At 33.4% G+C, this 11741-nt stretch carries 7 protein-coding genes and 1 pseudogene; 2 read left to right on the top strand and 6 right to left on the bottom strand.

Annotation, left to right across the window (positions count from 1 at the left end; all coding sequences use genetic code 11):
- Positions 1 to 13: 13 nt before the first annotated feature.
- Positions 14 to 151, top strand: a pseudogene (locus E0F76_RS19995) (Ig-like domain-containing protein); the annotation flags it as partial.
- 103 nt (positions 152 to 254) lie between these two features.
- On the top strand, positions 255 to 485 hold the full coding sequence (locus E0F76_RS19530) for a sugar-binding protein (protein WP_132000718.1): 231 nt from the start codon (positions 255 to 257) through the stop codon (positions 483 to 485).
- Positions 486 to 850: 365 nt separating this feature from the next.
- On the opposite strand, the gene E0F76_RS01935 is transcribed toward E0F76_RS19530, so the two are convergent.
- The 6 genes from E0F76_RS01935 to E0F76_RS01910 all read right to left on the bottom strand — a co-directional run bounded on the left by E0F76_RS01935 (position 851) and on the right by E0F76_RS01910 (position 11735).
- Positions 851 to 2092 carry a cellulase family glycosylhydrolase gene (locus E0F76_RS01935; RefSeq protein ID WP_132000716.1) on the bottom strand — a complete coding sequence of 414 codons (1242 nt, stop codon included), beginning with the start codon at positions 2090 to 2092 and terminating at the stop codon, positions 851 to 853.
- A 118-nt stretch (positions 2093 to 2210) separates the two neighbouring features.
- Positions 2211 to 3893: an endo-1,4-beta-xylanase gene (locus tag E0F76_RS01930; RefSeq protein WP_132000714.1), complete on the bottom strand. Its 1683-nt coding sequence runs from the start codon at positions 3891 to 3893 to the stop codon at positions 2211 to 2213.
- Between the two features lie 24 nt (positions 3894 to 3917).
- Positions 3918 to 4952, bottom strand: a complete 1035-nt coding sequence (locus tag E0F76_RS01925) for a DUF5627 domain-containing protein (RefSeq protein ID WP_132000712.1) — start codon at positions 4950 to 4952, stop codon at positions 3918 to 3920.
- 51 nt (positions 4953 to 5003) lie between these two features.
- Positions 5004 to 6755 (bottom strand): RagB/SusD family nutrient uptake outer membrane protein, encoded by a 1752-nt coding sequence (locus E0F76_RS01920; RefSeq protein ID WP_132000710.1) that lies wholly within the window; start codon positions 6753 to 6755, stop codon positions 5004 to 5006.
- A 28-nt stretch (positions 6756 to 6783) separates the two neighbouring features.
- Positions 6784 to 9804 carry a SusC/RagA family TonB-linked outer membrane protein gene (locus E0F76_RS01915; protein WP_132000708.1) on the bottom strand — a complete coding sequence of 1007 codons (3021 nt, stop codon included), beginning with the start codon at positions 9802 to 9804 and terminating at the stop codon, positions 6784 to 6786.
- Between the two features lie 44 nt (positions 9805 to 9848).
- The gene (locus tag E0F76_RS01910) at positions 9849 to 11735 is read right to left on the bottom strand and encodes a RagB/SusD family nutrient uptake outer membrane protein (protein WP_132000706.1); all 1887 of its coding nucleotides are present in this window, start codon (positions 11733 to 11735) and stop codon (positions 9849 to 9851) included.
- Positions 11736 to 11741 lie beyond the last annotated feature (6 nt).

The following is an 11741-nucleotide window of genomic DNA, read 5'->3' as shown; positions in this document are numbered from 1 at the left end:
TGAACCTGCAACAATAATAATAACTGCCGAGGTTACTGACATCAACAATGATGCAGTTAAAGTTCAGTTTTTTAATGGAAAAGTATTACTAAGTGAAGATGCAACGGCTCCGTATTCATTTACATGTAACAACGTTTCTGGAGGTGATTATTACATTTCTGCTGAGGCAATAGATGCAACAGCCTTAAAGGGATTATCAAATATTGTTAAAGGCAAGGTTGTTCAGCAAGTTACACCTGTTTATAGGTCTTTTAGTGCTCCAACAAAAGACGGAACTATTGATGCTGGATGGAACGATCCTGCTATTAAAACTTTTGATGCAAAAACCATTCTTGTTGGAACAGCACCTTATGATGAAAGAAATGTGGGATGATACCTACGTATATCTATTTGCAAAAGTTGTAGATGATGTAAAAAAGAATGATAGTGCAAATGCTTATGAAGATGATAGTATAGAGTTTTATTTTGAGCAACAAAGTCGTTAATCCGAAGAGGGACAAGAGAATAAAAAGCCCCTATTGCTACTTTTAAAAATAATACTAGTTTGCTACTTTTTATTCATTTTCATGAAATTTTCATATGTTTAAAGTTAATAGTTCTATTACTTACTTCTCTTTATTTTTTAATGAATTTATACTGTTCTTATTAAAACAAATAACTTCAGTCTGATAAAAAACAACTGATTGTATTTTAATTGACCATATTAGAATTGCCTTTTAATTCCAAATGTTGTAACACTAAGGGGCTTAATAGCTACCGAAATATTCTTGTTTTTAATTCTTTATTTTTCATACATAAAATAGGTCAGTAATGTATGAACTAGCGTTCTATAAAATACAAATGATAGTTACTATTTACAAATCACCAGCTTTTTGGCATATTCTTTAAACCAAATATTTACAGCATTAGCACAGGCCTGTGGATTATTATCATACGCAATTCCTCCATTAACTGACCCTTTATCGATAAGATTTTCTGGAGACAAAACATTCCAACTTACATTAGCAGATTCATCAGTTAGCACTTTAAAATTAGCACCAAATCCCCATCCTCCTGCTGTTCCTGTTAGCCCACCTTTTCCCCAAACGGAGTATTTATCTGGACCCCAATCAATTTCTGTAATAGCAATTGGTGCTATATCGGCCACAGGTTTTATATTTTCATTCCAATTAGCTCTAAATACAGTAGGATCATTATTATCTTTTCCCCAATATCCAGGATAAATATGTACTGCATAGCCAATATTCTCGCCTTCAATAGGGTTTACAGCATATCCTTTATACTGTGATTGCCATCCAGAACCTGGAATCCAAAGAATATTATTGGCACCATTAGCTCTAATCATATTAACGATGGGTTGAAAAAATAATTTTAACTGATCAAAATGTGCTTGAGTATTTGCGCCATAAGTACCGTCCGGAAGTTTAATTCTTATGGGTTCATTAGCTAATTCAAACATCAAATGATCTGAATTTTTTAAGGAAGGATGCTTTGAAATATAATCCCATATCAGTTTTAAATAATCCTGATAAGCACCACCAACCGCGATTTGCTCAGGACAAACACCAGGTGGACGCAAAATAACATACATTCCTCTTGTTTTTGCATGTGCTATAAGTGGAATAATCACTTTGTCTATTGCATCTTTAAACCTCTCAATATTAAATTGTGAAATATCATTTTCTTGAATGCCCGAAATCCCTAAATTATTTGTCCAGTAAGGATCTATATGCAATCTAACATAATTAAGGTACCAACCTTGTTTTGCATCAGATAATTTATCTATTATAGCATTATTATATTGTAAGCAACCTGCCACATCATAATTATTCCAACGCCATTCACCAACTGCTCCACCATTAAACCAAGGACTAGGAGTCATTGCAACACCATGTAATTTAATGATATTCCCGCATGGATCTTGAAGGTATTTACCAACAACTTTGAGTTTAGGTGTTCCCAATGGCCAAGTTATTTTTTCTACTACTGGAGTAGAAGGAGGGGATGTTGCTGGTGTATCATCCTTTGAACAGGATACAAAAAAAAGCAGTAGAAAAACAAATTCTACACGAAAAAAATTATACAACTTCATTTTAGAATGATTTTAAAATTAATAATCCCTTTGGCTGTTGTTAAAAAACACATCCAAAGGGAAATTTAAATTAACTGTTTTAAATAACCGATAAAGAAACCGGTTTAGTAATACACTATTATTTTAGAGTTTTAAGTCCTTCGGCAAAACTAGTATAAGAAGGTTTACGAGTAAAATTAACATCCCATAAACCTTGATGCATACCTGGTAACCAAGATGCGTCATCCTTACTATCTGTTAAGCCCCAAACAGTAATTCCGTATCTCTTGCTTGATGGAATATATTTCATATACATATCCACAACATATTGATACATCTCTGCTTGCAATCGAAGTTGATCATCTGTAAGCTTTACTCCTTTAGTTCCTGCTGCAACATCTAGTTCTGAAACTTTTATAAGTTTACCAGTTTCAGCTAGCAATTGAAACATCGTTGCAATTTTAGCTTTATCAGAAGTTATGCTAATGTGCATCTGAGTACCAATACCATCCACTTTTTGACCTTTACTTTCAATATAATTAACATACTGAATAAGACCTTTACATTTATCCATACTATATTCAAGATTATAATCATTTATGAATAATTTATCTGAGGAATTACCATATTGTCTTGCCAGTCTAAAGGCATCAACGGCATAATCTTTTCCTAAATAATCTTGCCAGTAAAAGTCATCAGCAGCCATATTGGTTTTACCAATGCCTGTTTTTAATTCGTATGGTTTTCCATCATCCATTGGCTCATTAACGACATCCCAAGCTTTTACATATGGAGCACAATTAACAACCATTTCTTTTATCCATTTTTCAAGGGCTCCAGATATAATAGTTTTCTTCTGTTCAGGAGTTTTTTCTTGTGTTTGAATACTGCCAGTTGCGTTATATTTTGTTAAGGTGATATTATCAAAATAAAAACTTGTGGCTGTTTTTCCTAAATTAAAGGCAATAGCACCACAAGTTGCCATATCTGCTGAAACTGTAATCTCTTTGGTGTAAGTCGCCCAAGTTGTTGTTGATGAGATACTTCCAAAGAAATCATAAAACTTATAAGCACCCGGAGTCACGTGTGCTTGTGTAGAATAAGAAGCAGCTACATCTGAACGAACGTCCATTTTTAGTGTATACTTTTCGCCCTGCTGTACAGCTGGAGAAAATTTTAAGAAAAACTGCGCTTCCCAATCATTGGCACGAACACTAGCATTAGTAATCTTCAATGCTCTTCCTACTCCATTGGCTCCTTGTCCCATAGCCGTAAAGCTCGCTACTGCATTGGCATTAGATTGATAATTTGCCGTAACATCATTTTCAAAGTCAACCGCTATTACAGAATCCCAACCTGGACCTGTTGATGATAAAACAATTGGTGCAATCAGTTTTTTAAGATAAGTTGCATTTTGATTGGCATGCCAACAAAGTGTATGGCCAAAAACTGAAACATTTGACTCTTGAGCTGATTTTAATAATTTATTGACATTATCAAGATTAAGACTTCCATCCGCTTTAACTATTGCGCCATGTTTCATTTCATAGCCCAAAGTAATCTCATCAAAATTTTTATTTACCAACCTATACATTATGCTTTTACTTGTATAATCAGATAATGATATTCCTGCTCCTAATTTAAAATTAGGATTCGCCGCTCTATCAACATAAGTTTTTAAGTCTGCATATGCATTAATTTTATCCTGATTAGCAATAGTTTCAGGCTTTTCAACTTCATAAGAAAGCACATGTGGTTCTGTACATGCTGCTAACGTTATTAATAACGCAGCTAGTGGCACAATTCTATATATTTTTTTCATATCATTTAGTTTTATAATTGATAATTACTTAAGAACTGGTGAAAATGTTTGCGCTTTAACACCTCTGTCCCTTAATACTAATGTATCATTTGTTGCAACATTAAAACTCTGTAAATTAACCTTATAATCAAGATACAGAGCATCACGATCTTTTGATCCCCAACTGTTTTTCTCTCCTCCTTTTACAAATTTACCTGTTCCAGTTGCTGTATAACTAGCCGGATTAGAAGAAGAAACCGTACAAATACCCACTGAATCAAAAGTAAGTATCAGTTTACAGTTTATGTTATTTCCAGCCGCATCTTTATAAACAACTGGAAAATCTATTTTAGTTAATGATAAAGTATTAATTTTATATACCTCGTCACTTTCTACATATGTTTTGTGTCTAACAATTGTTTTATTAAGGGAAGTATTTCCATTATTACCTTCAATAATATCTTTTCCTCTACGTAAATAATTACCATCCCAAGGATTAACATATCTTACAGCATAGAATATAAAATCCTTTGGAGCTACAGACCAATCAGTAGCAATTGCTTTATTAGGATTAGCAACTAATGCTTTTCCTGACAATATAGTATCCGCATTTACAACACGAGTCATCTTAATAGGGATAACATAAGTGTTTTTTAGAGCAAGAGGATCTGCAAAAAAAGCATCAGTTAGCTGAACATCAACACCACCAGTAACTTGTCCTTTACCAATATTTATTTTATTAGACAATAAAGAATAATAATTACTAGGCATTGGAACAATATTATCACCTGCAGCCTTAAACAACAAACTTTGAGTTAAAGAATTAGCCACTTCTACATCGATGGTGACATCTTTATCATTATTATAAACACCTCCCAAAGTAGCCATTATTTTGCACTTATGCTCATTATCTGGAGAGGTGTCAAAAGTATCTTCTCCTAAAGTAATTGTTCTAACAGGAAATTGATAGGCAAAATAAACCGATTGATACTCAAAATTATCAAATGCAGCATCTTGATTTGTACAAGATGTTAAGGTGATAAATAAAATCGTAAACATTAAAAATAGCTTGTTTTTCATTTTTTTGAAATTATATTAAAATAAATAGCATACATATAGGCTCTATAAACCTTACCATCCTTTGTTTTGTTGCAATGCTTTAAATTTAAGCGTCTCGCTATATGGTATTGGTCCATAATACATATAGTCACTAAAAACTCTATTCTCAACAGATGGAATTAAAGTATATGTAGGAGCAGCAGTAGTTCCTTGAATGTTCATACCTTTAGCCGTTTCAGTTAAATTTGATTTCCATCTACGCAAATCCCAGAAACGGTATCCTTCAAAACATAATTCTAATCGACGCTCATTTCTAATTAAAACACGCATAGCATCTTTATTTGATTTGATAGACTCTAAATAAGGATCTGGTTGGGTAATACCCGCACGTTTTCTTATTGCTTTTATTACATCAAAGGCAGAAAAACCATAGCTGCCATTTGCTACAGGCCCCCAAGCCTCATTAGCCGCTTCTGCGTAATTAAGATATAATTCTGTATAACGCAAACGTGGTCTATAATGTCTTTGAGTAGTTCTTGACGAAGGGTTTAAATTCACGTCTTGTCTTAGCAATTTTCTCATATAATAACCAGTTCGAGTTGAAGTTGCTACCTTATTAAGGGCATCATTTGTAGTTCCGTTACTAGCTGTAGTAATAACCGTTCCACTTACACCCGCCGTACCTTGATTAACTAAAATAAAAGTCTTCAAGCGGGGATCACGATTAGCATAAGGAGTAGAAGCATTAAAATTACTTGATGCGCTTGTAATAGGGTATCCGTTAATATCTGGAAAAGCATCAACTAGATTTTGCGTAGGATTAATACGCCCACTACCATAAAGTGTAGGAGGAAAATTGTCGGCTTCTAAAGTATTACTCTCAGCAATATCCGTTCTCCAAGCAACTTCTTTGGAATTTTTTCCAGTTCCTAAATTAGTCAATTCTGTAGCATTACTATACCATGTTAAACCATTTGCATCTAGTCCTGCAATACCACCATTGAGTGCTAGTAATTGACCAGCATAATCAGCAGCATTACTCCAAGTAGTTGAGTTGCCAGAACTAAAAGCTGGACTCGCAGCCAATAAAGCCACTTTTGCTTTAATAAACATTACAACTCTACCACTTACCCTTTGTCTAGCATAATCTCCAAAAACTCTATTATAATCATTCAAATTAGTATAACCTGGGGGCAAAGTAGTAGCTTCTTCAAAATCTAATGGAAGCATTTCTTTAGCTTTTGCTAAATCACTATAAATTTGAGCCATACATTGTTCAAATGTATTTCGAGGTATATTGAAATTTGAAGATGCCCCTTCTGGCTCTAAAAGTATAGGAACACCCAATAACTCATTACTATCAGTTATACCTGAATGCGCCTGTAACAAATAGTACATATAAAGTGCACGCAATCCATAAGCTTCTCCTTTTAATCGTTGTCTAAATAACTTACTAACATTTTCTTCTTTTGCCCAATTAACTTTATCAGCTTCTGCAAGAAAAATATTCAAATATTGAATTGCAGCCTTTGAATTTGTCCATTGATCTAAAGGGTTAAAATTTGCCGTCCATTGTCCCGTAGCCACTTTACGATAATTATTACTAACATCGTTTGAAACGGCATCATCAGTTGCTACATCATTAAATGACCATCCATTTCCAGGTAGTCTAGTATAAGCATTCAGTAAAATTCCTTGTGCATAACCTGCCTCATCGTACATATCACTTAGTCCTCTATTGTTTTCTATGGCTGGCTCGATGAGATCATCGCAACTAACACACATAAAGATGACTGATAATATTATTAAGATTTTTTTATTCATATCATTTATTTTTTAATGATTTGTTAATTTAAAATAAAGCTTTTAAGCCTAAATTGAAGAACCTAGTTTGTGGCGATCCACCAATATTTAACTCCATAGTTTCGCGTTCTGGAGAGATTGTTAACAAATTAGAACCATTTACATAAACTCCTAATTCACTTAGAAATGAATTTTGAATCAACTTTTTTGGAAAATCATATGAAATCTGAACATTCGCTAAATCAATTCTGTTTGTACTGTAAATCCAAAAATCTGATGAACGGTAGTTATTATCACTTGTATTTGTAGTCAATCTAGGATAAGTAGCAGTTGCTTGATTTTCAACAGTCCAACTATTTCTTACCATAACTGAATATTTATCTTCACCATCTATCCAAAAATAAGAATTGTTTTTCATACCATAAGCACCAATTTGTGTAGTTGCTAATGCGAAAAATGTTAATGTTTTCCATTTGGCAGTAAAATTAATACCTCCAGTAAAAGGAGAACCACTCCATCCAGCTTTACCTAAATAAACCTCATCTTGTGAATTAATAACACCATCTCCATTTTGATCATGGTATTTAATATCACCAGGCTTAACTGTACCAAATGTTTGTGAAGCATGACCAACAATATCAGAATCATTCATAAAAAAGCCTTCACTTTTAAGTCCCCAAAGAGCATCTATTGGTTTCCCTTGTCTATTTTGATAGTCGTTTTCAAACTGTTCTGCTCTTTTAGAAGCTTTACTGTCATAATAATTACCTGTAACTCCTAAAGACAAATCTACTTGACCAACTCTTTTATTAAATCTAACGTTGAAATCAAAACCAATACGATCATCATTGTTATAATTAACATAAGGTATAAAAGAGGTATTTGGAAAACCTGTACTAAAATAATTAGGATATAAAACAGATGCTTGTATGGGATTACCCTTAATTTTGTTAGCAAAGAAAGTACCATTAAACGTTATTAGTTTTTTAAGAAATGACGCCTCTAAACCTACGTTTACCTCATTTCTTGTAGCATACGAAAGGTCTAAATTTTCACCTCTTCGAGAATCAGTACTTCTGTTTAAAGAACCATCTCTCCAACTGAACCAAGCTCCATCCGTTTGTGTATAGATACTTTGATACAAATAATAGTTAGAAACATCTAAATCTGTATTCAATATACCGGCAGAAACTGTCAATTTCAAGTTGTCTAAAGAGGACCAATCTTTCAGGAAATTCTCTTGACTAAGTCTCCAACCCAAAGACAATGTAGGTGAAGTTGCAAGTCTCTTTCCTTTAGCAAATTTAGCAGAATGCACTACAGCTTCATTAAATTCAGCGTAATATTTTCCAGCAAAATTATAACTTAAATTAAGTCCTAAATTTGCATTACTTACCTTATGGTAAACTTGTGAAAGGGCTTGTTGAAATCCATTTGCTATCAACATAGCTGAAAAGTTATGACCTCCTTCAATCTTTTTCTCATAATCAAATTGACCTGAAAAAGCTATGGTTTGTTTGTATGCACTATTAGAAATATTCTGAATTCCTGATTTAGAATCATCACCATATTTAGTTAAAGATGTTATTTGATCATTTCCTGCATAGTTATTCCACGCTGCTTCATATACCGCATAGTTATTATTGTAGGATTGAGAATAGGAAGTTTCATAATCCACAGCAAACTTAGACTTAAAAGACAATCCATCTAAAAGACTATTCAAATTAGCATTTACACCTGTATTAAATTGAAACTGACGATTAGTATATGTATTATATCCTCCCGCGTAAATTGCAGCAAATGAATTATTTAAATCCAATTGCGTACCCCCTAATAAATATTTACCATCAATAAGATAGTTACTATCTTTTATTATACCTTGGGAACCTTGGTCGCTTTCTTCAATCATATCCGTAGGTAATAATGGAGAAAATCGATTAGGTCTTGTATTTGCTGCACTATTCCAATAATTTGTATTAACTCCTCTACCATTATAATAGATAGCGTTAGTACCAATTGTACATGAAATGAAATCATTAATTGCAAGATCTACATTTCCTCTTATATTAAAACGATTTGTATTGTTTTTCTTAGCCTCACCAAAATTCAACAAATCTCCTGTATTAGAGAAATTTACTACTGTATAATATCGGGCTATTTTATTTCCGCCTTTAATTTCTACATTGGCATCATATCTTTTAGCAAAATCTTTCAGATAATCAGATGAATAGTAATCTACATTTGGAAAACGGTAAGGATTACTACCAGACGCATAATTATAGATAGTCTCCTGTGAATACAATGGTGATAAGCCATCATTTGAACGCGCTTGATTGTAATAGCTCATGTATTCTGCTGAACCTAAGTATTTAGGGAAGCTTTTAGCTAGATTAATCCCTGCATCGAATCTGACAGCAATTTGTTGTTTTTGAATAACGCCTTTTTTAGAAGTGATATAAACAACACCTTTAGCAGCACGGCTTCCATACAATGCTACTGCAGCAACTCCTTTTAAAAACGAAACTTGTTCAATCTCTACAGGTAATATAGATGTTGCATCACGTGGAATCCCGTCAACTAATACTAAATAGCCTCCAGCCCCCCAGATATTACCATTAAAACCACCTACAAAAGTTTGTAAACCATCTAAACTGTATGTTGTGTAATTATTTTTCAAAATTTCAGGAATGTTAACATAGGATACGTCTCCTAAAAGGTCTTTTTCTTGAACTTTCCTAAAAGCTACTTGTACTGACTGATCCTTATCTAATAATATTTCAATTTCATTCGATTTTGGAGTAACAACTACAGATTTTGAAACAAACCCCGTAGCATTTATTAATAAATTTGAATTTATAGGTACATTAATTGTAAACTTACCTGCAAAATCAGTAGTTGTGGAAATATTACCTTTTTTACTAACTAAAGTAGCACCCATAACTGGCTCTCCTTTAGCACTCCTAACACTACCATTGACATCAATATTTCTAACAACTTGAGCAATTAAAACTGTGGGAGAAAAAGCAATAATTAAAAAACATAACACTATTTTTAGTTGTATATATCTCATTATTTTCTAATTTGTTTTTATAATTTTTAAAATAATCTTAATAATTACCATCCTGGATTTTGAGCAAACTCCAAATACATATTTACATCTGCATTTTTCAATGGTAACCAATAATGCTTGTCACTTAAATTTCTTTCTAGAATAACAGTTTCGCGAATATTAAGCACTTTATTTGTTTTAGGATTTGCGGTACTAAAACTTGGATCTCTATCAAATTCAATTGATTTCTTTAAAGTATATGGACTTTTTATAAATAGCATCCATCGACGTAGATCATTAAAGCGGTGACCTTCAAAAGCTAATTCAACTGCTCTCTCTCGTCTTACTTCATTCATAAAAGGATCAACAGAAGCTAAGAACTTGTTCGCAACATGACCTACACCTGCTCTATCTCTAACAATATTGATAGCATCTACAGCAGTCTTATTATACGCTTCATCTTTCGCAGTTGGAGAATTATAACCTATAGCGGCTGATTCGGCATACATCAAGTAAATATCTGATAAACGCATCCATGGAATATGGATATTTAAATTATTACCCCAGTCATAACCTCCATCGTATTTATTAGCAGTAATTGGAATAAATTTATAAAGTAAATAACCTGTTCTACTTCCAGTACTTATATTACGATAACTACCTCCCGTAAACAATTTAGCATAACGATCTGATTCAGAAGCTGCAGGCAATGTTCCTTTAACACATTTTACACCATCATAAACAATATCGTTATAAAAACGAGGATCACGACCTTGCCAAGGATGAGTTGGGTCATAACCTGACTCTGCATCAGCTTGAGTAATACTTGTTATTGGAAGACCGTTTGCCATACCATAATTATCAACATAGTTTGCAGTAGGCAAGAATTTCACATCTCCATCTGCTAGTATAGGTGATGGTTGGTATTGCTTACTTGTACCCCAGTTAGAACCATTAGCTCCCCAATAAGGTCCTCTAAAAATAGCTTCAGCTCCTCCAGGAATTGCCCAGTTTTTACCAGTGGTATAAAAGTTATCACTGTAATTAGTGAATGGCAATAATGAGTATTTAGAATCACTCTTCTCCGTATTAGTTAATAATTCACCAAAAGCTTTAGCTGCTTTTTTACAGAATTCTATATTATAAGTTGCGCTTCCTGTTGATTCTTTGTTCATCAACGGACTTGCTGCCCAAAGATAATTTTTACCTAAGTAACCTAAGGCCATAATTTTGTTGATACGCAAAGCATTTTTTCCTAGGGTTCTTTTACCAACAGTGGTATTATCCCAATCAACTGGTAATAAATCTGCTGCTGCTCTAAAATCTGCCCCTGCTTTATTTGCACATTCGGCATAACTAAGTCTTGGTAATCTCAAAGGCTGATCGCTAGGAAGTACAGTATCAATATATGGCAGCCCTCCAAAATATTGAATAAACTGGAAGTGAAACCATCCTCTAAAAAACAAAAGTTGCCCTTTTATTAAATCTTTTTCTTCCTGAGTTGCATTCAATTTATCAATATTGGCTAAACCTATATTTGCTTTACGAATACCAGCCCAACCTAATGTCCATAAATCTTTATGAAAACGGTCGTTGTCTGTTGAAACATTGTTACGATTCATCCAACCTGCTTGCCAACCATCCTGTTGCGATTGCCAACCCCATAAATTTCCATTGTCGATTTTACATACAAAATGGAAATCACGAGCTGAAGATTGAATTTCATCTTCTCCCCAATTCCATGAATTTGTCCAATATCCATTGGTAAAATCTGGAATACATTGATATAGTTCTTCAGTAAAACCTTGAAATTTAGTAAAATCCTCAAATGCTTCAGTATCTGAAATCAAAGTATTAGGAGATACATCAAGATATTGTTCACAAGATATCGGAAAGGCGACCAAGCCAACTAAAAGGCTATATTTTACTATTGTTTTGAAATAATTTTTCATAATCTA

Origin of the sequence: Flavobacterium cellulosilyticum, from assembly GCF_004349355.1 — a bacterium.
In the GTDB taxonomy this organism is placed as follows: Bacteria; Bacteroidota; Bacteroidia; order Flavobacteriales; family Flavobacteriaceae; genus Flavobacterium; species Flavobacterium cellulosilyticum.
The sequence above is the reverse complement of the archived record's forward strand: the minus strand, read 5'-3'. Positions and strand labels throughout refer to the sequence as shown.

Coding starts and splice junctions, on each gene's coding strand:
- E0F76_RS01925 (WP_132000712.1), bottom strand. CDS start 4,952: ATGAAAAACAAGCTATTTTTAATGTTTACGATTTTATTTATCACCTTA.
- E0F76_RS01935 (WP_132000716.1), bottom strand. CDS start 2,092: ATGAAGTTGTATAATTTTTTTCGTGTAGAATTTGTTTTTCTACTGCTT.
- E0F76_RS01910 (WP_132000706.1), bottom strand. CDS start 11,735: ATGAAAAATTATTTCAAAACAATAGTAAAATATAGCCTTTTAGTTGGC.
- E0F76_RS01920 (WP_132000710.1), bottom strand. CDS start 6,755: ATGAATAAAAAAATCTTAATAATATTATCAGTCATCTTTATGTGTGTT.
- E0F76_RS01930 (WP_132000714.1), bottom strand. CDS start 3,893: ATGAAAAAAATATATAGAATTGTGCCACTAGCTGCGTTATTAATAACG.
- E0F76_RS01915 (WP_132000708.1), bottom strand. CDS start 9,804: ATGAGATATATACAACTAAAAATAGTGTTATGTTTTTTAATTATTGCT.